The sequence below is a fragment of the Agromyces sp. NPDC058110 genome, from assembly GCF_042884735.1.
Taxonomy (GTDB): domain Bacteria; phylum Actinomycetota; class Actinomycetes; order Actinomycetales; family Microbacteriaceae; genus Agromyces.
Genome location: NZ_JBHVTI010000006.1, coordinates 176053 through 199867, shown reverse-complemented (window position 1 = coordinate 199867; position 23815 = coordinate 176053). Strand labels below are relative to the sequence as shown.

Sequence of the window (23815 nt, the reverse complement as noted above, 5' to 3'; positions counted from 1 at the left end):
GCGTCTATGAGTAGCGTTGCCGAGAAGCTCGCACGCAAATCGAACCGCCGACCGCAGGCGAAGCAGGTCCGCCTGCGCCTGGTGTACATCGACTTCTGGTCGGCGGTGAAGCTGTCGTTCCTCATCGCCGTGGCCCTGGCCGTCGTGAGCATCGTGGTGACCTTCCTCGTGCACACCGTGCTCAGCTCGACGGGCATCTTCGAGAACCTCAACTCGCTGGTGCAAGACGTCGCCGGAGCCGGCACCGACCTCACGGCCGTGCTCTCGCTCGGCAACGTCATGGGATTCGCGATCGTCGCGGCACTGCTCAACCTGGTCGTGACCACCGCGCTCGGCGCCATCCTCGCCGTGCTCTACAACCTGAGCGTCAAGATCACTGGCGGCATCCTGGTCGGGTTCACCAACAACTGACCGGCCCGGCCGCGGGAGAACAGTCTCGATTCGGAGTTTCGCGAATCGTCATGTAACCTATCCAAGGCCGAAAACGGGGATATAGCTCAGGCGGTTAGAGCGCTTCGCTGATAACGAAGAGGTCCGAGGTTCAAGTCCTCGTATCCCCACTCCACAACTCCACACCGAGTGCCTCGGCACTCGATCCGGGGCCTTAGCTCAGTTGGTAGAGCGCCTGCTTTGCAAGCAGGATGTCAGGAGTTCGAATCTCCTAGGCTCCACAACAGAAAGCGCTCGACCTGCAGAGGTCGGGCGCTTTTGCGTTGGCGGGAGGTTGTCGGTGAGCCGGCGGTCAACGGATACAGTGTGCGGATGGACATCCGCATCGCCGCCTACGCCGTGATCATCCGCGACGGGGAGATCCTGCTGTCGCACTGGAACGAGCACGGTCGGTCGGGTTGGACCCTTCCAGGGGGCGGTATCGAGGGCACCGAGCATCCGGCTGCGGCGGTGGTGCGCGAGGTGTTCGAGGAGACGGGGTACGACGCCGAGGTCGACCGCCTGCTCGGTATCGACACAATGGTGGTACCGGCTGCCAAGCGGATCTCGGGCGATGCTCCTCTGTACGGCATGCGCGTCGTCTACCGGGCGCACGTCACGGGCGGCGAACTCCGTAACGAGGTCGGCGGTTCGAGCGATGAGGCCCGTTGGTTCCCGCTCGACGAGGTCAGCTCGCTGAAGCTCGTGAGCCTCGTCGAGATCGCGCTCCAGTTGGATGCGGACGAGCCGGCGAACGGCGTTCCCGGCGGCGGCCGCTGGGAACGATCGCGCGAGCGCCGCTGACCGGTCGAACCGGGAGCCCGACGACATCCGGCCGGCAACGGAACGGGATGCCGCACGTTCCGCTCTCGGCAGGATGCCGTCGGTGCGGCCGTGCACGGACCGGACCCTGGGCTCGTGCCAGGGATCCGATCCGTGCCGGTCGTGGGTGATGGTCGCCGCGTTCATCAGACGAGCGGGCTTCCGAGCGTGCCGAGCTGGTGCTGCAGGTCGGCGAGGGCGAGCTGTGCGTCGCGCTCCGCGCGGCGGCGGAGCAGCACGGTCTCGGGGGAGCGGAGTGCCGAGCGGCGCTCGCTCCAGTCGAGCAGGGCCTGGCCGAGCCGGCGCGCCGTGCGCTCCTGCAGGCCGTGCGCCTTGGGCTGGTAGAGATTCGCGCGTGCCTGAAGCGGGCGTGCGGCGATGGTGGTGGTGTTCACGGTGATTCCTTCGTCGGATCTCGATGTGAGTGAGTACCCGCCGGCGGATGGCCTGCGGGGTGGTGCGTGCCGGACGGCGCGGATGCCGGACGGCGGGCCGCCGCGCGGAGGCAGCGGGGCCGGGGAGACGCGAGCGGCGCCGAGAGGCGGGCGGTGCGTCGTCTCGATCAGCGGATCCGGCGGGGCTGCATCGACGACGTGCGTCGAGACGGCTCGAGGAGGATCACGCCCGATCGGGCGGAGTGACGGCTACGCCGAGCGGCGTGTGCAGTCGGGGCGGTTCAGCAGGCCGGAGACACGAGGAGGAATCCGGTGTGAGGCTGCGTGTACGTGAGCTTGTTCATAGGACTCAACTCCTCTCTCGATCGGGGCGGTTTCGCCGAAAAATGAACTTACCGGCATCTTCACAGAAAGCGCAAGTGCGAATCGCAGAATTCTTCGGACTTCAGTGCCAGCCCTGAGTCCGTGCGGGTGTTCGCGGGCACGCGAAAGGCCCCGCCGACGGGCGGGGCCATTCGCGAAGCCCGGGTGTTACAGGGCGGGCGACGACGGCGCCGGAGCGGGCTCGTCGTCGGCGACCCAGAGTTCGTCGTCAGCGCGGAACGTCTGCCAGACGGCGTAGGCGATGCCGGCAGCGACGGCGATGCCGGCGCCGATCGCGAGCACGGCGCCGAATCCGGGGCCGCTCTTGGTCGCCACCGGCGCAGCCGCCTTCGGCGCCACGCGTTCGACAGCGCGGCGGACGCGGGTGTCGTTCGCGATGTCGCCGATCGACAGCACCGAGCCGAGCGCGGATCCGAGTGCGCGCTCGACGCCGTCGCCGGCGGTCGCTGCGAATTCGCGGGCCTGGCTGAGCGAGGGACGCACGTAGTTCTCGTAGCCCGTGCGGACGCGCGGAACGACCTCTTCGTGGTGGAGCGCGCTCAGTTGGCGGCTCGCCTCACGTGCGACGGCGTTCGCGCGATCGAGTACCTGCTGCTGATCTCCCCACAGATCCTCGGCACTACTGCGCAGCCGCTTGAGTTCCTTCTGGCGCTTGCGTGACAGGCTCATCTGACCCTCCATCGATGTGCAGCGAATCACTCCATCTTGCCACCGAAACAGCTGGAAGCGAGGTGAGAGTCGCAAACGTGCATTCCCCTTGACGAATCAGCGCGTGACAGAATACAAGAATGCCGATTCCTACCGCAGTCGCGACGCTCAACACCAACCTCGGACCCATCAAGGTCGACCTCTACGGCCACCACGCGCCGAAGACGGTCAAGAACTTCGTCGGCCTCGCGACCGGCGAGATCGAGTGGACGCACCCGGCCACCGGGCAGAAGTCCAACGACCCGCTGTACGACGGCGTCGTCTTCCACCGCATCATCCCCGGCTTCATGATCCAGGGCGGCGACCCGCTCGGTCAGGGCATCGGCGGCCCGGGCTACCAGTTCGACGACGAGATCAACCCCGAGCTCGACTTCACCGAGCCGTACGTGCTCGCCATGGCGAACGCCGGCATCCAGGCCGGCCACGGCACGAACGGCTCGCAGTTCTTCATCACGGTCGGTCCGACCACCTGGCTGCAGGGCAAGCACAGCATCTTCGGCAAGGTGACCGATTCGGCGAGCCAAGCGATCGTCGACAAGCTCGCGTCGGTGCCGACCGACGGCCGCGACCGCCCGCTCGACGACGTGGTGATCGAGAGCGTCACCATCGAGCAGGCCTGACGATCAGGTGACGGATGCCGGCGCGGAACGCGCGAACTTCTGCTACCGGCATCCCGACCGTCAGAGCTTCGTGCTCTGCCAGCGCTGCGGGCGCACGGTGTGCGGCGAATGCCAGACCGCTGCGCCCGTCGGCGTGATCTGCCCCGAGTGCATGCGCGAGCAGCGCGCCTCGGCACCTCGGACCAAGCCCGCGGTCTTCACACGCTTCCGCGCAGCCGCGGGTCGTGGTGCCCCCGTGGCCACGTATTCCCTCATCGGAATATCGGTCGTCGTGTACGTGCTGCAGTGGCTCACCGGGTCCCTGCTGACGAACCTGTTCGCGTTCACGCCGCTGGCGATGTCGACGGGCACCTACGAGCCGTGGCGTGCCCTGACGAGCGTGTTCCTGCACGGCTCGATCCTGCATCTGCTGCTGAACATGTACACGCTCTGGCTGTTCGGCCAACTGCTCGAACCCATGCTCGGACGCGCGCGGTTCCTCGCGCTCTACCTGATCAGTGGGCTGGCGGGTTCGGTCGGAGTGGTGCTGCTCGCAGACCCGCTGGGCTGGGTCATCGGCGCCTCGGGCGCGATCTTCGGCCTCATGGGCGCCTTCGTCGTGATCCAACGCCGGCTCGGCGGCAACATGACCCAGCTGTACATCCTGCTGGCCATCAACCTCGGCATCGGCTTCCTGCCGGGCGCGAACATCTCGTGGCAGGCGCATCTCGGCGGCCTCGTCGGCGGCGCCTTGGTCGGCCTGATCCTGCTCGAGACGCGCAAGCGGTCCCGTCGCGGCATGCAGATCGCACTGCTCGTCGCGCTTGCCGTGCTGCTGCTCGTCGTCGGCACGGTCGTCGCCGGTGCGAAGATCGCCGCGTTCTGATTATCCACAGCCTCTTCCACATCTGGGGAGAGAGTTACACCGATGTAATTGCTGCGTCAGCCGGTGCAGGCACAGGCATCAAGGGACGACGAAACGGGCGGATGTCGCATCCGCCCGTTCGGTGACTCCAGTGGTTCCGGCTCAGCGCCAGCGCGTCGTCATCAGGAAGCCGATGAACGCGATGCCGAAGCCGATGAGGATGTTCCACGAGCCGAGGTCGGCGATGGGCAGCTTGCCCTGGCTGACGTAGAAGACGATGATCCAGGCGAGCCCGAGCAGCATGAAGCCGAACATGACGGGCTTGAACCAGACCGGGTTCGGCGCTTCTTCGCCGCTCGCCTGCTCCGCTCGTGCGGGCTTCGATGATTTCGTGCGTGCCATGCGGGCGATTCTATCTGAGACTGCGCGGGACTCACAGCCGAGCGCTCCTCGGGCGGAATAGAATCGACCCCATGTCCGAGTCGCCGCCCGAAGGCCGACGCCGCGACCGTGGGCGACGCAGCGCCCAGGGCGACGGTGCGAAGCCGCGACACCGCGTCAGCGTGGTGGGCGTGTTCGGAGAACTCCTGCTGACCGCCGGCGTGCTGATCCTGTTGTTCCTCGGCTGGCAGCTCTGGTGGAACGACGCGATCATGGCCGGGCAGCAGTCGGCCGCGGCATCCGCCCAGAGCGCCGATTGGATCGAGCAGGCGCGAGCGGCCCGCGGCGACGAGCCGGCGCCCGACCCCGCCGACTACGGCGAGCCCGTCGTCGGCCCGGCCGAGTACCCGAACGGCGAGGCGTTCGCGGTCATGTACGTGCCGCGCTTCGATACGCCGGGCACCCACGACTCGGTGCGGCAGATCGCCGAGGGCTACGGACTCGACGTGCTCAACAGCTTCGAGACGGGCGTCGGCCACTACCCGGGCACGCAGATGCCGGGCCAGGTCGGCAACTTCGCGATCGCGTCGCACCGCAGTGCCTACGGCGGCGGCATGCACGAGATCGAGCAGTTCCAACTCGGCGACCCGATCTACATCCAGACGAAGGACGGCTGGTACACCTACCGGTTCCGCGACTTCGAGTACGTGACGCCCGACACGGTCGACGTGCTCGCGGCGGTGCCGCACCAGCCCGACGTGACGCCGACCGATCGCGTCATCACGCTGACGACCTGCAACCCGCTCTACTCGACCGCCGAGCGCCTCGTCGCCTACGGCGTGCTCGACTCGTGGCAGCCCGCCTCCGCCGGTCCGCCGGCCGAGATCGCCGACATCGTCGCAACCTGGGGGTCCTGAATTGTACGGAGCTCTCTGGCGGGTCCTTCCGGGCCCGATCTGGCTGCGCATCATCCTGCTGCTGCTCATCATCGCGGCAGCGGTCTACGCCCTCTTCACGTGGGTGTTCCCCTGGGTCGACGGCATCGTCAACCCGATCGACGTCACGGTGGACCAATGACCCGAATCCTCGTCATCGACAACTACGACAGCTTCGTCTACACGCTGAACGGCTACCTCCAGGAGCTGGGCGCCGAGACCGAGGTGCTGCGCAACGACGCCTTCCCCGAGAGCGAGGTCGCCGAGCGCATCGCGGGCTTCGACGCCGTGCTGCTCTCTCCCGGCCCGGGCAAGCCGTCGGACGCCGGCGTGTCGATCCCGTTCGTTCGCGCTGCGCTCGAGTCGGGCACGCCGCTGCTCGGCGTCTGCCTCGGCCACCAGGCGATCGCCGAGGCATTCGGCGGGGTCGTGACGAACGCCGAAGAGCTCATGCACGGCAAGACCTCGAGCGTCGAGCACGACGACAGCGACTTCTACGTCGGAGTGCCCCAGCCGTTCACTGCGACGCGGTACCACTCGCTCGCGGTCGTCGATGGCACGCTTCCCGATGAGCTCGAGGTCACGAGTCGCACGCAGGGCGGCATCATCATGGGACTCAGGCACGTCGAGGCGCCCATCTACGGCGTGCAGTTCCACCCCGAGTCGGTGCTCACCGAGGGCGGCTACCGCATGCTCGGCAACTGGCTCGCGGTCGCCGGGCTCGCCGAGGCACCCGAGCGCGCAGCGGGCTTCAATCCGCTGCTGCGTGCAGCTGACTGAGCTCGAGGGCTCAGCCCGCGCAGTAGGTGAGCTCGACCGAGGAGTGCTGCGGCACGTCGCCCGGCGAGAGCGACTGGTGGGTCACGGGCGAACCGGGCTGCGACGCGCATCCGGCGTCTGGCTTGGGAACCGGCGTCAGCTGCAGGTTCTCGGCCGTCAGCAGCGACGACGCGGCGTCGAGCGACTGCTCGGTGAGGTCGGGCAGCGTGACCATGCCGTTCGAGATCTGGAAGTTGACGGTCGAACCGGCCTCGACCGACGCCCCCGCTTCGGGGTCGGTGCCCAGCACGACGTCTGCCGCGACGGTCGGCGACGTTGTGCGGGTCTCGGAGCCCGCGGCCAGACCGGCGTCGGTGATCGTCTTCTTCGCCTGATCGATCGTCGCGTTGCGCACGTCGGGCACCTTGATCGACTCGCGACCGGACGAGACGTACACGGTGATGGGCGTGTTGGCATCGACGATCTCGCCAGCCGGCGGGTCGGTGCGGATCACGAGGCCGGCTTCGATGTCGGTGCTGGTCTCGTCGATGCGGGAGGCGGGAAGGCCGAGCTGCTGCAATTGCTCGACGGCGTCTTCGTACGTGGTGTCGACGAAGGCGGGCACCTCGCGCGCGTTCGAGGGCACCTCGACCGTGGGCTGGAGGTTGAACGCCCAGTACATGACCGCGATCACGATGACGATCACGCCGATGATGCCCGACCAGATCCAGATCGCCGGTGGGCGCCGCTGGGTACGGTTCATCGTCTCGTCTTCGGTGAGCTGGCGGAGGGCGAGCTCTGAGGTCGAGAGAGAACCGGTGGGCGCACCGAACAGCATCGCCGACTCCTCTACGCGCTGGTGCGTGGGAACACGACCTGATGCCGCGGTGTCGATGTCGGCCCGGAACTCGGCGGCCGTCTGATAGCGGCCCTCGCGCGTCTTGACGAGGGCGTGCATGACTACCGCATCGAGCGCGGGTGAGACCTTGGGGTTGATGACGCTCGGCTTGACCGGTCGTTCGCTCACGTGCTGGTAGGCGACCGCCACCGGGGTGTCGCCGCGGAACGGCGGGCGACCGGTGAGCATCTCGAAGAGCACGACGCCGGTCGAGTACAGGTCGGTTCGTGCATCGACGGTCTCGCCCTTGGCCTGTTCGGGCGAGAAGTACGAGGCCGTGCCGAGGATCGCCGTGGTCTGCGCGACCGTCGTCGACGAGTCGGAGACCGCGCGGGCGATGCCGAAGTCCATGACCTTCACCTGGCCGGCGGTGGTGATCATGATGTTGCCGGGCTTGATGTCGCGGTGCACGACGCCAGCGCGGTGCGAGTACTCGAGGGCCGTGAGCACGCTGTCGATGACGCGCACCGCGGCAGCGGGCTCGAGGGGGCCGTCGTGGATGATGTCCTTGAGCAGGCGGCCCTCGACGAACTCCATCACGATGAACGGGAGCTGCACCTCGTGACCGGACGCGTCGGCCACGGTCTCCTCGCCGGCGTCGAACACCCGGACGATGGTCGGATGGGCCATTCGTGCGGCCGACTGCGCCTCCTGGCGGAACCGCATCCGGAAGGCAGGGTCGGTGGCGAGCTGCGGCTTCAGGAGCTTGATGGCGACCTGACGGCCGAGGCGGGTGTCCTGACCCACGTGCACGTCGGACATGCCGCCGCGGCCGATGAGCTGGCCCACACGGTAGCGTCCGGCGAGAACCTGTCCTTCGTCAGTCACGTGCGCCCGGTTCCTCTCTCATTCACGTCGCGGTCGATGCAGCAGCGAGTCCTCCCGTCTCGTCGAGACGGGAGGCCGACTTCAGTTGCCGTCGTCCGTACCGCCGGTGCCTCCGGCATCGGGAGTCGGGGCGGGAGACGCGGCGACGGTGACCGGGGCTGCCGGCGAGGCATCGGAACTCAGCGCACCGCAGAAGTACAGGTAGCTGATGTTGATGACCGAACCGTCGGCGGCATCGGCGTTCACCGTGATGGTCACGTTCGTGGCATCGGCACCGAGCGGGGGAGCAGCCGATGCCGGGCCGTCGACGTTGACCTGGTAGCCGGAGCGGGTCTGGCCGGCCGGGCACTGCGCCGTGGGCCACGAGACTTGGATCGAGGCGCCGGGCGCCGCGGTCGACGGCGAGACGCTCGGGGCGGCTCCAGGTGCTGCGGGGGTCTCGGGGGCGGCGTAGTAGGTCACCGTGACCTCGGACCCGATCGGAACCGGTCCGGTCGGGTTGACCTCGTACACGATGCCCGTGCCGGACGGGTCTGCGGCGGGCTTGCCCTCGACGCCGTTCGCGACCATGCCGAGCTCGCCGAGCTTCGCGCGGGCGTCGTCGACCGACAGGCCGACGAAATCGGCTGCGTTGATCTCGGCGGTCGTGGGCGCCTCCGAGGTCGGAGGGGCCGAGCTCGGAGGGGCGCTGCGGGTCGTCGGCGGCTTGCTGGTGGACGCCGGGGTCTTGTCGCCTCCGTTGTTGAGCGACAGGGCGATGATCGTGCCGATGAGCACGATCGCGAGCACGGCGATGAGGACGATGAGCGGCCAGGTCCAGGGGCTGCGCTTCTTCTCCTCGACCTCTTCTTCGGCGTCCTCCTCGCCCGGAGCGGGTGCGCCGGTGGAGAGCACGGTCGTCGCGGCGGTCGCGCCTGCCTGGGGCATGAGCATCGTGGCCGCGGCGGCGCCGCCCGCGACGCCGAGCACGGCCGGAACGGCGACGGCGGCGCCCTGCACGTCGCCGCGGCGGAGCGCGGATGCGGCCCTCGCGAGGTGCGCGGCCGTCTGCGGCCGTTCGGCCGGGTTCTTCGCGATGCACGCGTAGACGAGGTTGCGCACCGGCTCGGAGACGGTGACGGGAAGGTCGGGCGGCGTCTCGTTGATCTGCGCCATCGCGATCGCGACCTGCGACTCGCCCGTGAACGGGCGACGGCCGGCGAGGGCCTCGTAGGCCACGATGCCCAGCGAGTAGATGTCGGTGGTCGGCGAGGCCGGGTGACCCGACGCCTGCTCGGGCGACAGGTACTGCACCGTGCCCATGACCTGGCCCGTGGCGGTGAGCGGCACTTGGTCGGCGATGCGCGCGATGCCGAAGTCGGTGATCTTCACGCGTCCGTCGGGCGTGATGAGGAGGTTGCCGGGCTTGATGTCGCGGTGCACCAGGCCGGCCGCGTGGGCGGCCTGGAGCGCGTTCGCGGTCTGCGCGACGATGTCGAGCACCTTGTCGGTCGAGAGCACGTGCTCCCGCTCGAGGATCGTCGAGAGCGCCTCGCCGGGCACGAGTTCCATGACGAGGTAGGCGCTGCCCTCCTCCTCGCCGTAGTCGAAGACGTTGGCGATGCCCTCGTGGTTCACGAGCGCGGCGTGACGGGCCTCGGCGCGGAATCGCTCGAGGAACCCGGGGTCGCCGAGGTATTCGTCCTTCAGGATCTTGATCGCGACCTGTCGGCCGATGACGAGGTCGGTGGCTTGCCACACCTCGCCCATCCCGCCGATCGCGATGCGGGATTGCAGTTCGTAGCGCCCCCCGAAGGTGAGCCCTGCGCTCGGTCTCATTTGTTCAGCACCGCCTCTAGTACCTGCTTTGCGATGGGTGCGGCGATGAGATTGCCGTACCCCTCCTGACCAAGTCCCCCGCCATCCTCCACGAGTACCGTGATCGCATACTGAGGGTTGTCCGCGGGGGCAAAACCGGTGAACCACAAGGTGTAAGGGTCGTCCTCGCCGTTCTCCGCTGTACCCGTTTTACCGGCCACGCTGACGCCGTCTATTCTTGCATTACTCGCGGCCCCGGAATCGACGCCGTTGACCATCATCTGGGTCATGGTCTTGGCGGTATCCTCACTGATCGCACGGCCGAATTCGGATGTCTCGAACTCCTGCAGCGGCGTGAAGTCGGGAGCCGTGATCTGGTCTACGAGGTTCGGGTTCATCACGATGCCGCCGTTGGCGATCGCGGCCGACACGACGGCCATCTGCAGCGGGGTGGCTCGCACGGTGTACTGGCCGAAGGCGCTGAGCGCGGTCTGCGGCTCGTCGAGACCGCGCGGGTAGACGCTCGCCTCCGTCGCGGTCGGGATCTCGAACTCGTGGTTGAAGCCGAACTTCTCGGCCTGCTCGCGGATCGCGTCGTCGCCGAGCTCCATGCCGAGCTCGGCGAACGGGATGTTGCACGAGTACTTCAGCGCGTCGGCGAGCGTCACGGTCGCGCCGCCGCCGCCGCAGGTGCCGCCGCCCGAGTTGATCACGACGGAGTCGGTTCCGGGGAGCGTCAGGCTCCCGGGGTTCGGGAACGTGCTCTCGGGCGTGTACCGGCCGGACTCGAGCGCGGCCGCGGTCACGACGAGCTTGAACACCGAACCGGGAGGGTTCATGTCGCCGCCGGTCGCGCGGTTGATGAGGGGCTCGCTCGGATCAGCGAGCAGGCCTTCGTAGGTCGCCTGGACCTCGGCGCCGTCGTGCACGACCATCGAGTTCGGGTCGAACGTCGGCTTGGTGACCATCGCGAGGATGCGTCCCGTCGCCGGCTCGGTCACGACGACGGCGCCCGAGTAGTCGCCGAGGGCGTCCCAGGCGGCCTGCTGCGCGACGGGGTCGATCGCGACGTCGACCGAGGCGCCCATGGGGTCCTGCCCGGAGATGAGCCGGTTGATCTTGTCGAAGAACTGCGACGACGACTGCCCGCTGAGGTAGTCGTTGAGCGAGCTCTCGAGGCCGGTCGCCTCGCCGTTCACGGGGATGTACCCGGTGATGCCCGCGTAGAGCGGCCCGTTCGGGTACACGCGGAGGAACTTGTAGTCGTCGTCGGAGGGCTGCGAGAACGCGACGGGCGTGCCGTCGACGAGGATCGGACCCCGCTCGACCGAGTAGCTGGCGTAGAGCGTCCGCGCGTTGCGCGGGTCGGCCGCCAGGGAGTCGGCGCTGAAATACTGGATCACCGTCGTCGAGACGAACAGGGCGACGAACATCAGCAGGGCGAAGATGCTGACGCGCTTGAGTTCGCGATTCATCCGTCGATCACCAGCCTCGGATGGTTTCGGACCGTGTCGGACAGCCGCAGGAGCAGCGCGACGATGATCCAGTTGGCCACGAGCGACGATCCGCCCGCGGCCAGGAACGGTGTCGTCAGGCCCGTGAGCGGGATCACCCGGGTCACGCCTCCGACGACGATGAACACCTGCAGGGCGATGACGAACGCGAGGCCGACGCCCAGCAGCTTGCCGAAGTCGTCCTGACCGGCGAAGCCGATGCGGAATCCGCGTGCGACGAGCAGCACGTACAGGGCGAGGATCGCGAACAGGCCGGCGAGGCCGAGCTCCTCGCCGAGGCTCGCGATGATGTAGTCGCTCTGGGGCACCGGCGTCAGCTCGGGGCTGCCGCGGCCCCATCCGGTGCCGATGAGTCCGCCGTTGGCCAAGCCGAACAGGCCCTGCACGAGCTGGTAGCTGCCGCCGGGATCGGCGTTGTACCGGGCGTCGCTCAGCGGGTCGAGCCAGTTCTGGAAGCGGTTGTTGACGTAGTCGAGGGTCTGGCTCGCGATGAGCGCGCCCGCGACGAACAGCGAGAGGCCGAGCACGACCCACGACAGCCGGCTCGTCGCGACGTAGAGCATGACCAGGAACAGGCCGAAGTAGAGCAGGGCGGTGCCGAGGTCGCGCTGGAACACGATGACGCTCATCGAGAGCGCCCACACGATGAGCAGAGGTCCGAGGTCGCGGGCGCGCGGGAACCGCATGCCCAGGAACTTCTTGCCGACCATCGAGAGGGAGTCGCGGTTGCGCACGAGGTACCCCGCGAAGAACACGGCGAGGGCGATCTTCGCGATCTCGCCCGGCTGGAACGTGGCGATGTCGCCGATGCCGATCCAGACCCTGGCGCCGCCGCGGGACTGCCCGAGGCCGGGCACGAGCGGCAGCATGAGCAGGATGATCGCCACGAAGCCCGCGACGTAGGTGTACCGGAAGAGCACCCGGTGGTTGCGGATCAGCAGGATCGTTGCGATGCCGCACACGATCGCGATCGCGCTCCACGCGATCTGCCTCACCGCCGCGCTCTCCCACCCGGTCTCGCCGTCGGCGATGTCGATGCGGTAGATCATGGCGATGCCGAGCCCGTTGAGCAGTGTCGCGATGGGCAGCAGGAAGGGGTCGGCGTCGCGCGCGACGAACCGCATCGCGATGTGCAGCCCGAAGACCAGCAGCGAGAGCCCGGCTCCGAGCAGCACCAGCTGCGTGTCGATGCGGCCGAGCGCGCCCAGCTGCACCAGCACGATCGCGCCCGCGTTGATGACGCACGCCATGAGGAGCAGCCACAGTTCGAGGTTGCGCAGTCGCTGCGGCATCCGGATGCGACGGATGCCGGAGGGAGGCGTCGACGCGGGCGCTTGGCCGGTCGTGGCCTGGCCCGGGCTCGCTCCGCCGAGGCCGACGTCACTCAAGGGATTCCTCCAATCGCGACACGATCTTCATCGCATCGGCGAGCGATCCGGCCGTGATGGTCTTCTCGACGCGCTGCTGGTCGTACGTGCGCAGCTCGGAGACGTCGACCGAGGTCTCGCGGTAGAGCTCGTGCAACGAGATCGGCCCGAGGTCCTGCTGGATGCCCTGGAAGATCGCCACGCGGCCGTTGGACTCGCCGACGTAGTAGCGCGTCTGGGTCCACTGGTAGCCGAGCACGACGACCGCGACGATGGCGGCGATGAGCGCGAAGATCCAGAAGCCCCAGACCCAGCGGCGCCGGCGCCGGCGCCTGGCGTCCTCTTCGAGGATCTCGTCGAAGAAGTCCTCGGAGTCGGGCTCGAAGTGGGTCTCCTGCACCGGGTGCGGTCGGAACGGCGTGAGGCGCATGGGGCGCGCCCGCACCGGCTCGGACGGCGCGCCGAATGCGAGCGGCGCTGCCGCGGAGCCGACGACGAGCGGCGGGGTCTCGGGCGCAGGCGGGTCGCCGATGTCGACGATCACGACGGTCACGTTGTCGGGGGCGCCGCCGTCGAGCGAGGCCTTCACGAGCCGGTCGGCCACCTGCTTGGCGCCCGCGTCGGCCGAGAGCTGCTCGTGCAGGTCATCGAACGACACGACGCCCGAGAGCCCGTCGGAGCAGATCAGCCAGCGGTCGCCCGGCCTGGTGTCGAGCACCATCGCGTCGATCTCGGGCGAGGCCTCGACGTCGCCGAGCACGCGCATGAGCACGGATCGGCGGGGATGCACCATGGCTTCTTCTGCCGTGATGCGCCCGGCGTCGACGAGCCGCTGCACGAAGGTGTGGTCGGTGGAGATCTGGCTGAGCTCGCCCGAGCGCAGCAGGTAGATGCGCGAGTCGCCGATGTGCGCGATGACGACGCGGTCGTCGTGCAGCAGCAGGGCGCTCGCGGTCGTGCCCATGCCGGTCAGCTCGGAGTGCTCGGAGACCGTCTCGGCGAGCCTCCGGTTCGCCGAGATCAGGGCGCCCTCGAGCGCGGCGGCGGCCTCGGGCGCGGAGTGGTACTCGGCGTCGGCGTCGGCGACGCGCTGGGTGACGATCGCGCTCGCGACGTCACCGCCGGCGTGCCCGCCCATGCCGTCGGCGACGAGGAACAGCCGCCGGCCCGCGTACCCGGAGTCCTGGTTGTTGGAGCGGATGCGTCCGACGTGCGAGACCGCGGCGCTCGCCTTGATCGAGGCCATGGGCTACCGCCGCAGCTCGAACGTCGTCGCCCCGACCTTGATGGTCGCTCCGAGTGGGATCTGCACGGGCACCGTCACGCGGGCGCCGTTGAGGAATGTGCCGTTCGTCGAGTCGAGGTCCTGCAGCATCCACTGCCCGTTCCACAGCATCATGCGGGCGTGGTGGGTCGACGTGTAGTCGTCGCGGATGATGATGGCCGAGTCGCTCGAGCGGCCGATGGTGATCTCGTCGCGCCCGAGGGGGAACTCGGTGCCGGCCTTCTGGCCGCTCGTGATCACGAGCTTCATGGGACCGTCGCCGGACGACGGCGTCGCAGCGGGTGCCGCCGGTCTCGAGACGGGCGACGTGGGCGCCGCCGCAGCGGCAGCCGCTGCGGGAGCGGCGGCCGGGAACGCCGAGGCGGGGGAGGACGTCGCCGCCTCGGGCTGCAGCTTGCGCACGCGCTGCCCGAAGAGGTCGCTGCGCAGGGCGTAGACGATCGCGAAGATGAAGGCCCACAGCAGCAGCAGGAACCCGAGTTGCAGGACGAGCAGCGTCAGTTCGCTCATTCGGCCGGCCCCCAGAACCCGCCGATGTCGTGACGTTCGGTCGCGGGGTCGACGCGGGGCGCGGGGGTTGCGGCTTGGGCGAGCACCCGGAACACGATACGCGAGCGCCCGATGGTGATCACGGAGTCGGGCTCGAGGATCGCCTCGGTGATGCGCGCCCCGTCGAGTTGGGTGCCGTTGGTCGAACCGAGGTCGCGCACGCGGGCCCGCGAGCCGTCCCACTGCACCTCGGCATGACGTCGCGATGCGCCGGAGTCGTCGATCGTGACGTCGGCCTCGCTGCCGCGGCCGATGACCGTGCGGCCCTTGATGATCGGATGCCGCGTGCCGCCGATGTCGAGCACCGGGGTCCAGGCGACCTGGCCCTTCACGTTGCGCGAGTCGACCTGCACGAGCCCTTCGGACAGGCCCTCGTCGGGCCGGAGCGCGATCGTGATGCCGCCTGCGAACTGGAAGTGCTGGCTCGCCGCGTGCTTCTGCACGAGGTCGACGAGCTCGTCGGTCAGCGCCGGGCCGAGGGCGGCCATGCGCTCGTGGTCGGTCGGAGACATCCGCACGACGAACTGGTTCGGCACGAGCACGCGGTCGCGCGAGACGACCGCCGCCTTCGTGTCGATCTCGCGCTTCAGTGCCGCGGTGATCTCGACGGGCTGCAGCCCCGAGCGAAAGGTCTTCGCGAAGGCGCCGTTGACGGCGCGCTCGAGACCTTTCTCGAAGTTGTCCAGTAGGCCCACAGGTCTCCCGATCCGGTTCCGTGATTGTGTGACATGCTAGCCCGCTCGACTGGGAACGGGATTCCTCAGTCCACCGGAATCGCGGTTTCGTCGGTATCGAGGTCGAGCGACAGGGTCGGGATCGACGCGGTCAGCAGGGTTCCGTCGGAGCGCCTCGATCCGGTGACGTCCCGCATGTGCGGGGCCCCGACGAGGCGCGGTCCCTGGCCGTCGAGGGGCACCGAGACATCCGTGCCGGCCCTGACGAGCACCTTCTCGCCGCGCACCGAGACCTCGGCGAAGTCGCCGGCCTCGACGTGGAACGAGATGGCGTCGGGCTCGAGCTCGACGCGCAGGCGCGTGCCGCGCAGGGTGACGCGGAACTCGAGCCGCGACCATCCGTCTGGCAGGCGCGGGTCGAACGTGAAGACACCGCCGTGGTCGCGGAACCCGCCGAACCCGTTGACGAGCGCCCCCCACACCCCGCCGGTGGACGCGACGTGCACGCCGTCGGCCGCGTTGTGGTGGAGGTCGGCGAGGTCGACGTAGAGCGCCGAGCGGAAGTACCGCAGCGCGAGGTCGTGGTAGCCCACCTCGGCGGCGATGATCGACTGCACGACCGCCGACAGCGTCGAGTCGCCGGTGGTCAGCGGGTCGTAGTACTCGAAGTCGGCGAGCTTCTGCTCGGCCGAGAACCGGTCGCCCTGGAGGAACAGCGCGAGCACGACGTCGGCCTGCTTGAGCACCTGGAACCGGTAGATCACGAGCGGGTGGTAGTGCAGCAGCAGCGGTCGGCGCGTGTCGGGCGTGTTCTCGAGGTCCCACAGCTCCTTCTCGAGGAACGCCGCGTCTTGGGGGTGCACGCCGAGCTGCTCGTCGTACGGGATGTGCATGTGCGCCGCGGCGCGCCGCCATTCGCCGACCTCGCCCGGCGTCACGCCGAGCCGGGCGACGAGCTTGGCGTACGCGACCGGGTCGCGCATCTGTAGCGAGTCGACGGCGGATGCCGCGGACGCGAGGTTCGCCCTCGCCATCACGTTCGTGTAGAGGTTGTCGTTCACGACGGTGGTGTACTCGTCGGGTCCGGTGACGCCGTGGATGTGGAACACGTCGTCGGTGCTCGCGCCGGAGCGCCAGAACCCCAGGTCCTCCCACATGCGGGCCGTCTCGACGAGGATGTCGATGGCGCCGCGGCCCATGAAGTCGGTGTCGCCGGTCGCGGCCACGTACTGGCACAGCGCGAAGGAGATGTCGGCGTCGATGTGGTACTGCGCGGTGCCGGCCGCGTAGTACGCCGAGGACTCGAGGCCGTTGATCGTGCGCCACGGGAACAGCGCGCCGCGCTGGTTGAGCTCCAGTGCGCGGGCTCGGGCGTTGTCGAGCATGCGCTGGCGGAACCGCAGCACGTTGCGCGCCACGATCGGCGCCGTGAAGCTGAGGAACGGCATCACGTAGATCTCGGTGTCCCAGAAGTAGTGTCCGCCGTAGCCCGAGCCGCTCACGCCCTTCGCGGCGACGCCGTCGCCGTCGGTGCGGGCGGTGGCCTGCGCGAGCTGGAAGAGGTTCCACCGCACGGCCTGCTGCAGTTCGGGTTCACCGTCGATCGCGACATCCGATCGCTCCCAGAAGTCGTCGAGCCACGCGCGCTGGTGCTCGAACAGCTCGGCGACGCCCAGCTCGGCGCCCCGGTCGAGCGTGCGGTCGCAGCGGTCGACGAGTTCGCGCGCCGGCACCTTGCGGGCGGTGTGGTAGCTGACGTACTTGGTGACGCGGATCGGCTTGCCCTGCTCGGCGCGCACCCGGTAGATGTGCTTCGCGAGGTCTTCGCCGATGCTGCCCGACTCGGTGAACGCGTTGTCGGTCGCGATCGAGTGCTCGACGCCGACCGCGATGGTCATGCCGGAGTTCGTGCACTGGTAGCCGAGCATGTACCGGCCGCCCTCGTGGCGCTGCACGCGCGGCTGCAGCACGCGGTCGGCGAAGGACTCGGCCTTGCGCGGGTCGAATGCGCCCGGCGCCTCCTGCACGCCCGAGCGGTACTCGTCGCGGCCGTCTTGGCGGTTGAGGATCTGGCTCGAGATCGTGACCGCCGCGTCGGCGTCGAGCATCTCGACCTCGTAGTCGAGCACCGCGAGGTGGCGGTCGGTGAACGAGACCATGCGGCGGCTCGTGATGCGCACGTGCTTGCCCGACGGGGTGCGCCAGTCGATCGATCGCGAGAGCGCCCCCTGGCGGAAGTCGAGCCGACGGTCGTAGTCGACGAGCTCGGCGATCGTGACCACGAGCGGCTCGTCGTCGACGTAGAGCCGGATGACCTTGGCGTCGGGGGCGTTCACGATGGTCTGCCCGACGCGCGCGAACCCGAACGCCTCCTCGGCGTGGCGGATCGGCCAGGTCTCGTGGAACCCGTTCACGAACGTGCCGTGCAGGTGGCCGTCGCGGCCCTCCTCGATGTTGCCGCGCAGGCCCAGGTAGCCGTTGCCGACGGCGAACAGCGTCTCGGTCGTGCCCATGTCGTCGAGTCCGAACTCGGTCTCGACGAGCGCCCACTCGTCGATGGGGAACCGGTTGCGGTCGAGGGGGTCGGTGTCGGCGAACCTCATTCGGCGTCCCTTCCTTCTGCGGTGTCGCGTCGCTGGGCTTCGGGGGCGGGTGCCGCGGGGGCGGATGCTTCACGGGCGGATGCCGCGGGGTCGCCGGGGCCGGCCGCGGCCGCGCGTTCGACCGCGGGCAGGAGCTCGTCGAGCTCGTCGACGATGACGTCGGCACCGAGTTCGCGCAGGGTGTCGCGGCCCACCCCGCGGTCGACGCCGACCACGAGGGCGAAGTCGCCGTCTGCACCGGCCTTGATGCCCGACTCGGCGTCTTCGACCACGGCGCACGCCGTCGTCGGCAGGCCGAGCAGTTCGGCCGCGCGGTCGAACATGTCGGGAGCGGGCTTTCCGGTGATGCCCTCGCGTGCGGCGACGAGGCCGTCGACCACGACGGTGAACCGGTCGTCGATGCCGGCGGCGGCCAGCACCGACGGGGCGTTCTTCGAGCTCGAGACGACGGCCACGCGGCATCCGCTCGCGATGACCGCGTCGAGGAAGGCGACGCTCGCGGGGTACGGGGCGACGCCCTCGTCGGCGAGCGTGGCGTTGAAGGCGTCGTTCTTACGGTTGCCGAGGCCGTGCACCGTGTCGTCGTCGGGGGAGTCGGTCACGTCGCCCTCGGGAATGCGGATGCCGCGGCTCTCGAGCAGGCTCCTGACCCCGTCGTACCGGGGCTTGCCGTCGATGTACGCGAAGTAGTCGCCCTCGACGTAGGGCGCGGCGCCGTGCGCCTCGAGGTACGGCGCGAACAGGCGCGACCAGGCGTGCATGTGCACGATCGCCGTCGGCGTGAGCACGCCGTCGAGGTCGAAGAGCCAGCCCCGGATGCCGGTCAGATCGAGGTCTGCGGGCCGGGGGTCTGCGTGCGTGTTCGGGGGGAGTGCTGAGCTGTCGGGCGATGTCACGGCGGTCCTTTCGTCGTGCCGGTCACGGCTGTGGGACCCGCCGTTCGATGCTATTCCGGTGGGGCGGGAGAGCGCGAGGGGCGGATGCCGCAGATCGGCGTGGATCGGCGCGTCTGCGCGGGTCGCGACGGGCGTTCTCAGGGCCTTCCCGGCTCGAATGGCCTTTGCCCGCCCAAGATGTTAGGCTCTCGTGGCTGGTCACACCACGGTGCGACCGATTCACAGATGCGCGAGTGGCGGAATTGGCAGACGCGCTGGCTTCAGGTGCCAGTACTCGCAAGGGTGTGGGGGTTCAAGTCCCCCCTCGCGCACGACGACCGAACGGCCCGGAACCTCGATGAGGATCCGGGCCGTTCTCGTTCTCCGGGCCGTTCTCGCTGTCCGGGCTCGCACGGACTCCGACGGGCTCGCAGGGAGTCCGACGGATTCGGGGTTCGCGAAATTCAGGAGATCCGCGTCGATGGGGTCGCAGGGCGGTCTGACGGCCGGGATCTCCTGAATTCCGAGAACCCGATCGGATCGGTCGGGGATCATCGGGTGCAGCGGCATCCGCTCGACGAGGCTCGTGGTGAAGGAGGGACCGTGATCGGGATTCTGAACCGGGTGGTCGAGGCCATCGAGGGAGACCTCGAGGCCGACGTCGACCTCGCCGCGCTCGCGTCGGAGCTCGGCACGACCGAGTACCACGTGCGGCGCATGTTCTCGTCGCTCGCGGGCATGCCGCTGTCGGAGTACGTGCGCCGCCGCCGCATGACCGTCGCGGCAGCCGACCTGCTCGGCGACGGGGGCCTGCTCGACATCGCCGTGCGCCACGGCTACGGCTCGACCGAGGCGTTCAACCGGGCGTTCCGCTCGGTGCACGGCGTCGCGCCGGCCGACGTGCGCCGCGACGGCGGCCCCCTTCGTTCGCAACCGCAACTCAGGTTCCGCCTGACCGTCGAAGGGAACACACCCATGGACACCCGTATCGCCGAACGATCGGCATTCCGACTCGTGGGGCACGCCGCGCGCGTGCCGCTCGTGCATCGCGGCGTCAATCCGCACATCCAGGCGCACATCGCGTCGATCCCGCCGGAGGAGCACGTCCGGCTCAAGGCGCTCGGCGACCAGGAGCCGGCGGGGCTCCTGCAGGTGAGCGCCGACGTCGACCCCGACTACGAGGAGGGGAGCGAGCTGACGTACCTGCACGGTGCGGCCGTCGGCGTCGAGACATCCGTTCCCGACGACCTCGACGTGATCGACGTGCCTGCGGGGGAGTGGGCGGTGTTCCGGACCTCGGGGCCGTACCCCTCGGCGCTGCAGGAGACCTGGGCGGCGACCGCCACGGAGTGGTTCCCGTCGAACCCGTGGCAGCTGCGCCCCGGCCCCTCGATCGTGGCCGTGCTCGATCGGGCGCCCGACTTCAGCACGGCGACGTGCGAGCTCTGGCTGCCGGTGGAGCGGGCGCGGCCGTGAGCGGGGCCGTGCCTCTCGGGTGAGCGACGGGTCGACGGCAGAAAACCGACATGCATGTCGGTTTTCTGTGTAGAGTGCCGTGAGCGACGACCGAACGTCGTGGCCGCCGCCTGAACGGCCGCAGCGACATCCGTCACCACACCTTGAGAGGGCTCGATGGAGAGCATCACGAAGAATCGGCAGACCACGGAGGTGCTGCGGCGCCTCGTCGAGCGGACCTACGGCGCCGAGAGCGTGCCCGTCGACGAGGACTTCGCCCACGAGATCACCGAGGGCTGGTTCAACGTCGCCTACCGCATCACGCTGCGCGACGGGAGGCGGGTCGTGCTCAAGATCGCCCCGCCGGCCGAGATCGCCGTGCTCACGCGCGAGGTCGGCATGATGCGCGCCGAGATCGAGGCGATACGCCTCGTGGCCGAACGCACCACCGTGCCGGTGCCCCGCATCGACCACGTCGACCTCACCCACGAGGTCGTCGATGCCGACCTCTTCTTCATGGAGTACGTCGATGCCGACAACTTCGGCTTCACCGCCGGAGCGGGCCTCCTCGACGACGAGGTCGTGGCCTCCGGCAACCGCCAGCTCGGAGCGCTCAATCGCGAGATCAACACCATCGTGGGCCCGCACTTCGGTCCGCTGCTCGGCGCCGGGTGGCCGACCTGGCGCGAGGCGTTCACCAAGATGATCGACGACACCCTCGCCGACGGCGAACGGGTCGGCATCGACCTCGGCTGGAGCTCCGCCGACATCCGCGGGGTGCTGGCCGAGAACGCCGACGCCCTCGACGAGGTGACCGAGCCGCGGCTCGTCGAGGTCGACCTCTGGGCGAAGAACTCGATGATCCGCGACGGCCGGATCGTCGCGGTGCTCGACCACGAGCGCGCCGTGTACGGCGACCCGCTCATGGAGGCCGGGCTGACCGGCATCGACATGCCCTCGTTCGGCGACCCGAGCGACTTCATGGTCGGGTTCGGCCTGACGACGATGACCGAGGCCCAGCGCGCGCGCCGCCGCCTGTACTCGCTCTACCTGGCCATGATCATGGTCGTCGAGACGAAGTACCGGGGGCACACCGACACCGAGGTGTACGACTGGGGCCGTCGCGAGCTCGACGGCGTCATGGCCGCGCTCGGTCGCGTGCGGGTGGCCGGGTGAGGAGCCGGGAGGCCGCGTGACCGACGTCACCGCCCCGGACCGCTCCGAGGACCTGGCCACGCGGCCGATCGGACGGCTGCTGCTGTGGGCGGGCTCGCAGACCACGCTCTCGGTGGGGGTCTACGGCGTCTACGCGCTGACCAACGCCTGGTTCGTCGCGCGCGGGGTCGGCGAGACCGCCCTGGCCGCGGTCAACCTCGTCGCGCCCGTGCTGCTGCTGCTCGGCGCGGTCGCCACGACGGTGGGGGTGGGCGGCGCGTCGCTCGTCTCGCGGTCGTTGGGAGCACGGGACTCGGATGCCGCGGCGCGCGCGGCCGGCAACGCGTTCGTCGTGTACTGGGTCACCGCGGTCGTCGTCACGGCGACCGGCCTGGCGCTCCTCGATCCGCTGCTGCGGCTCATGGGCGCCACCGACGAGACGCTGCCCGATGCGAGGGCCTACGGCGCCGTCATCATCGGCGGCGCGATCTTCGCGACCGGCTTCTCGGCCCTCGTGCGCGCCGAGGGACGGATGCTGTTCTCGACCCTGTTGTGGGTCGTGCCGGTCGTCGTGCAGATCGTGCTCGATCCGATCCTGATCTTCGGGTTCGACCTCGGCGTGGTCGGGGCCGGTCTCGGCACGGTCGCCGGTCAGGCCGTCTCGGCGGCAATGGCGGTCTGGTTCTTCTTCATCCGGCGGCGTCGGCCGTACCGCATCGAAGGCCGGCACCTGCGCCCGCGGTGGAAGACGGTCGGCGAGTTGCTGTCGATCGGCGCACCGTCGTTCCTGCTCGGCATCGGGGTGACGGCGCTCGCCGTGCTGGTCAACGCGCTGCTCGCCGCCGCCGGCACGGTCGTGCTCGCCGCCTACGCGGTCTGCAGTCGCGTGCAGACCTTCGTGACCATGCCGCAGATGGGCATCACGCAGGCGGTCCAGCCGATCGTGGGCTTCAACGCAGGCCGTGGGCTCGGCGCGCGAGCGGATCGAGCCCGCACGTTGGCGCTGCGGGCGACGATCGGGGTCGGAGCCGCGGCATCCGCCACGGTCGTGATCGCGGCCGAGCCGCTCGCCTCGCTCTTCCTCACCGACGCCGTGAGCGTCTCGACGGCGGCGACCGCCCTCCGCGTCATCGCGATCGGCTTCGTCTTCTCGGGCATCGCACCGCTCATCTCGGCGACCTTCCAGGCGCTCGGGCGACCCGCGCCGTCGTACGCGATCTCGGTCGGCACGCTCGTCGCGGTCAAGGCGCCGCTCGTGCTGCTGCTCGCACCGTTCGGGCCGATCGGCGTGCTCGTCGCGCTGCCCATCGGCGACGCGGTCTCGGCGGCCGGGGCGTGGCTGGTCTTCCGGCGAGCCCGGACCAGGTCGCGGGCGGGTTCGGCGTCGGCGGGTTCGGCGTCGCCGGGTTCGCCGTCGGTATCCTCGAGACGACCATGACCTCAGAGCCCGCCGCGACGACTCCCGCAGTACCGCGCACCTACCCGAAGGGCCGACGTCGCCGCGCCGAGATCATCGCAGCCGCGCTCGCCGCCTTCGCCGCTGGCGGCTACCGGGGCGCGAGCATGGTGCAGATCGCGGCGGCGTGCGGCGTCTCGAGGGCTGGGCTGCTGCACCACTTCCCGGCGAAGGAGCTGCTGCTCGCCGCGGTGCTCGAAGAACGCGACCGGGTCAACGGCGAGCTGTTCTTCGTCGGGGTCGACCCGCGACGCGACGGCGTCGACTACCTCGAGCACCTCCTGCGGCTCGTCTCCCACAACGCCGGCCAACGCGAGCTCGTGCAGCTCTTCGCGACCTTGTCGGCCGAGGCCGCCGACGAGGCGCATCCCGCGCACGCGTACTTCGTCGAGCGATACCGCCTGCTCGAGGCCGACTTCGACCTCGCGTTCCGCGAGATCGCCGGGCGGGGCCTGCTGCGGCCGGGCATCGGGCTCGACGGCGCGGCACGCGACCTCATCGCGCTCATCGACGGGCTGCAGGTGCAATGGCTCCTCGACCCCGCGGGCATCGACATCGCCGAACGGGTGCGCCTGCGGCTGCGCGAGGTGGTCGACGCCGAGTTCGCGCCCTGAGCCGCTCGGCGCCCGTGGCATCGGACGGCGGCTCTGCGCCCGCTAGCGTTGGGCCATGGCCCGCACCGCTCGCCCGACCCCAGCAGAGCTCGCACCCGGCTGGCCCGATGCACCGTCGGCGGATGCGGCCGGCGAGGCCGCGAGGCGGTTCGCGGTCCGCCTCCGCGAGGCGATCGGCGATCGCAGCATCCGCGCCGCCGCCCGCGACGCCGAACTGAGCCACGCCGCACTGCTCGGATACCTGAACGGGTCGACCTGGCCCGACCTCTACGCCATCTCGCGCCTGCAGGCGGCGCTGGGGCAGCGACTCGTCGAGTAGCGCCGCCGTGCCTGCTCGTCGCTGCGCCTCGCCGCTCGGAGTCGTTCATCGCTGCCGCTCGGCCGCCACACGACCCCTCGCGCCCCGGCAGCTCGCGCCATACGCTTGAGCCGAGCCGTGCGGGGGCGCGGCGGATCGGGGACCGCGCA

At 69.5% G+C, this 23815-nt stretch carries 24 protein-coding genes and 3 tRNA genes; 15 read left to right on the top strand and 12 right to left on the bottom strand.

Annotation, left to right across the window (positions count from 1 at the left end; all coding sequences use genetic code 11):
• Positions 1 to 6: 6 nt before the first annotated feature.
• The 4 genes from ACFVS8_RS16000 (at position 7) to ACFVS8_RS15985 (ending at position 1233) form a co-directional block, all read left to right on the top strand.
• Positions 7 to 411, top strand: a complete 405-nt coding sequence (locus ACFVS8_RS16000; RefSeq protein ID WP_387064364.1) for a DUF3566 domain-containing protein — start codon at positions 7 to 9, stop codon at positions 409 to 411.
• A gap of 75 nt (positions 412 to 486) precedes the next feature.
• Positions 487 to 560 (top strand) — tRNA-Ile (locus ACFVS8_RS15995).
• Between the two features lie 38 nt (positions 561 to 598).
• Positions 599 to 671, top strand: a tRNA-Ala gene (locus ACFVS8_RS15990).
• A 91-nt stretch (positions 672 to 762) separates the two neighbouring features.
• The gene (locus tag ACFVS8_RS15985) at positions 763 to 1233 is read left to right on the top strand and encodes an NUDIX hydrolase (protein WP_387064361.1); all 471 of its coding nucleotides are present in this window, start codon (positions 763 to 765) and stop codon (positions 1231 to 1233) included.
• A 164-nt stretch (positions 1234 to 1397) separates the two neighbouring features.
• Here ACFVS8_RS15985 and ACFVS8_RS15980 read toward each other — a convergent pair whose 3' ends face one another.
• Together ACFVS8_RS15980 and ACFVS8_RS15975 are read right to left on the bottom strand one after the other, a co-directional pair.
• On the bottom strand, positions 1398 to 1646 hold the full coding sequence (locus ACFVS8_RS15980) for a hypothetical protein (RefSeq protein ID WP_387064358.1): 249 nt from the start codon (positions 1644 to 1646) through the stop codon (positions 1398 to 1400).
• 531 nt (positions 1647 to 2177) lie between these two features.
• The gene (locus tag ACFVS8_RS15975) at positions 2178 to 2699 is read right to left on the bottom strand and encodes a hypothetical protein (protein ID WP_387064356.1); all 522 of its coding nucleotides are present in this window, start codon (positions 2697 to 2699) and stop codon (positions 2178 to 2180) included.
• Between the two features lie 119 nt (positions 2700 to 2818).
• Between ACFVS8_RS15975 and ACFVS8_RS15970 the strand changes: the two genes are divergently transcribed.
• Both ACFVS8_RS15970 and ACFVS8_RS15965 read left to right on the top strand, forming a co-directional pair.
• Positions 2819 to 3358 carry a peptidylprolyl isomerase gene (locus ACFVS8_RS15970; RefSeq protein ID WP_387064353.1) on the top strand — a complete coding sequence of 180 codons (540 nt, stop codon included), beginning with the start codon at positions 2819 to 2821 and terminating at the stop codon, positions 3356 to 3358.
• Positions 3359 to 3365: 7 nt separating this feature from the next.
• On the top strand, positions 3366 to 4223 hold the full coding sequence (locus ACFVS8_RS15965; protein WP_387064350.1) for a rhomboid family intramembrane serine protease: 858 nt from the start codon (positions 3366 to 3368) through the stop codon (positions 4221 to 4223).
• Positions 4224 to 4364: 141 nt separating this feature from the next.
• Here the strand turns inward: ACFVS8_RS15965 and ACFVS8_RS15960 are convergent, their stop codons facing one another.
• Complete coding sequence (locus ACFVS8_RS15960; RefSeq protein ID WP_387064347.1) at positions 4365 to 4604, bottom strand: cell division protein CrgA; 240 nt, start codon at positions 4602 to 4604, stop codon at positions 4365 to 4367.
• Between the two features lie 71 nt (positions 4605 to 4675).
• Between ACFVS8_RS15960 and ACFVS8_RS15955 the strand changes: the two genes are divergently transcribed.
• Genes ACFVS8_RS15955 through ACFVS8_RS15945 form a run of 3 tightly spaced genes read left to right on the top strand, consistent with a single transcriptional unit; the run spans position 4676 to position 6298 of the window.
• Positions 4676 to 5500 carry a class E sortase gene (locus ACFVS8_RS15955; RefSeq protein WP_387064344.1) on the top strand — a complete coding sequence of 275 codons (825 nt, stop codon included), beginning with the start codon at positions 4676 to 4678 and terminating at the stop codon, positions 5498 to 5500.
• A 1-nt stretch (position 5501) separates the two neighbouring features.
• Positions 5502 to 5660, top strand: coding sequence for a hypothetical protein (locus ACFVS8_RS15950; protein WP_387064341.1), 159 nt, complete (start codon positions 5502 to 5504; stop codon positions 5658 to 5660).
• Positions 5657 to 6298, top strand: coding sequence for an anthranilate synthase component II (locus ACFVS8_RS15945; protein ID WP_387064339.1), 642 nt, complete (start codon positions 5657 to 5659; stop codon positions 6296 to 6298). Before ACFVS8_RS15950 ends, ACFVS8_RS15945 begins: the two co-directional genes overlap by 4 nt.
• 10 nt (positions 6299 to 6308) lie before the next feature.
• Here the strand turns inward: ACFVS8_RS15945 and pknB are convergent, their stop codons facing one another.
• The 9 genes from pknB to ACFVS8_RS15900 all read right to left on the bottom strand — a co-directional run bounded on the left by pknB (position 6309) and on the right by ACFVS8_RS15900 (position 18688).
• Positions 6309 to 8003, bottom strand: coding sequence for a Stk1 family PASTA domain-containing Ser/Thr kinase (gene pknB, locus ACFVS8_RS15940; RefSeq protein WP_387064337.1), 1695 nt, complete (start codon positions 8001 to 8003; stop codon positions 6309 to 6311).
• An 81-nt stretch (positions 8004 to 8084) separates the two neighbouring features.
• On the bottom strand, positions 8085 to 9821 hold the full coding sequence (locus ACFVS8_RS15935) for a protein kinase (RefSeq protein ID WP_387064334.1): 1737 nt from the start codon (positions 9819 to 9821) through the stop codon (positions 8085 to 8087).
• Entirely contained in the window at positions 9818 to 11275 is a 1458-nt protein-coding gene (locus ACFVS8_RS15930) for a peptidoglycan D,D-transpeptidase FtsI family protein (RefSeq protein ID WP_387064331.1), read from the bottom strand. The genes ACFVS8_RS15935 and ACFVS8_RS15930 overlap by 4 nt, the downstream gene beginning before the upstream one ends.
• Positions 11272 to 12606 carry an FtsW/RodA/SpoVE family cell cycle protein gene (locus ACFVS8_RS15925; RefSeq protein WP_387064878.1) on the bottom strand — a complete coding sequence of 445 codons (1335 nt, stop codon included), beginning with the start codon at positions 12604 to 12606 and terminating at the stop codon, positions 11272 to 11274. The genes ACFVS8_RS15930 and ACFVS8_RS15925 overlap by 4 nt, the downstream gene beginning before the upstream one ends.
• Before the next feature lie 88 nt (positions 12607 to 12694).
• Positions 12695 to 13927 (bottom strand): PP2C family protein-serine/threonine phosphatase, encoded by a 1233-nt coding sequence (locus ACFVS8_RS15920; RefSeq protein WP_387064329.1) that lies wholly within the window; start codon positions 13925 to 13927, stop codon positions 12695 to 12697.
• Between the two features lie 3 nt (positions 13928 to 13930).
• The gene (locus tag ACFVS8_RS15915) at positions 13931 to 14476 is read right to left on the bottom strand and encodes an FHA domain-containing protein (protein ID WP_387064326.1); all 546 of its coding nucleotides are present in this window, start codon (positions 14474 to 14476) and stop codon (positions 13931 to 13933) included.
• The gene (locus ACFVS8_RS15910; protein ID WP_387064323.1) at positions 14473 to 15210 is read right to left on the bottom strand and encodes an FhaA domain-containing protein; all 738 of its coding nucleotides are present in this window, start codon (positions 15208 to 15210) and stop codon (positions 14473 to 14475) included. Before ACFVS8_RS15910 ends, ACFVS8_RS15915 begins: the two co-directional genes overlap by 4 nt.
• 65 nt (positions 15211 to 15275) lie before the next feature.
• Entirely contained in the window at positions 15276 to 17792 is a 2517-nt protein-coding gene (locus ACFVS8_RS15905; RefSeq protein ID WP_387064319.1) for a glycoside hydrolase family 65 protein, read from the bottom strand.
• Positions 17789 to 18688, bottom strand: a complete 900-nt coding sequence (locus ACFVS8_RS15900) for an HAD-IA family hydrolase (protein ID WP_387064316.1) — start codon at positions 18686 to 18688, stop codon at positions 17789 to 17791. Before ACFVS8_RS15900 ends, ACFVS8_RS15905 begins: the two co-directional genes overlap by 4 nt.
• Before the next feature lie 227 nt (positions 18689 to 18915).
• Between ACFVS8_RS15900 and ACFVS8_RS15895 the strand changes: the two genes are divergently transcribed.
• The 6 genes from ACFVS8_RS15895 (at position 18916) to ACFVS8_RS15870 (ending at position 23666) form a co-directional block, all read left to right on the top strand.
• Positions 18916 to 18999: transfer RNA gene (locus tag ACFVS8_RS15895), tRNA-Leu, on the top strand.
• Between the two features lie 271 nt (positions 19000 to 19270).
• Positions 19271 to 20143, top strand: a complete 873-nt coding sequence (locus ACFVS8_RS15890) for a GyrI-like domain-containing protein (protein WP_387064313.1) — start codon at positions 19271 to 19273, stop codon at positions 20141 to 20143.
• A 156-nt stretch (positions 20144 to 20299) separates the two neighbouring features.
• Positions 20300 to 21298 carry a phosphotransferase family protein gene (locus tag ACFVS8_RS15885; RefSeq protein ID WP_387064310.1) on the top strand — a complete coding sequence of 333 codons (999 nt, stop codon included), beginning with the start codon at positions 20300 to 20302 and terminating at the stop codon, positions 21296 to 21298.
• 16 nt (positions 21299 to 21314) lie between these two features.
• Positions 21315 to 22715, top strand: coding sequence for an MATE family efflux transporter (locus ACFVS8_RS15880; RefSeq protein WP_387064307.1), 1401 nt, complete (start codon positions 21315 to 21317; stop codon positions 22713 to 22715).
• Positions 22712 to 23347 (top strand): TetR/AcrR family transcriptional regulator, encoded by a 636-nt coding sequence (locus ACFVS8_RS15875; RefSeq protein ID WP_387064304.1) that lies wholly within the window; start codon positions 22712 to 22714, stop codon positions 23345 to 23347. The genes ACFVS8_RS15880 and ACFVS8_RS15875 overlap by 4 nt, the downstream gene beginning before the upstream one ends.
• Before the next feature lie 55 nt (positions 23348 to 23402).
• Entirely contained in the window at positions 23403 to 23666 is a 264-nt protein-coding gene (locus ACFVS8_RS15870) for a hypothetical protein (protein ID WP_387064301.1), read from the top strand.
• The last annotated feature ends 149 nt before the right edge of the window (positions 23667 to 23815 follow it).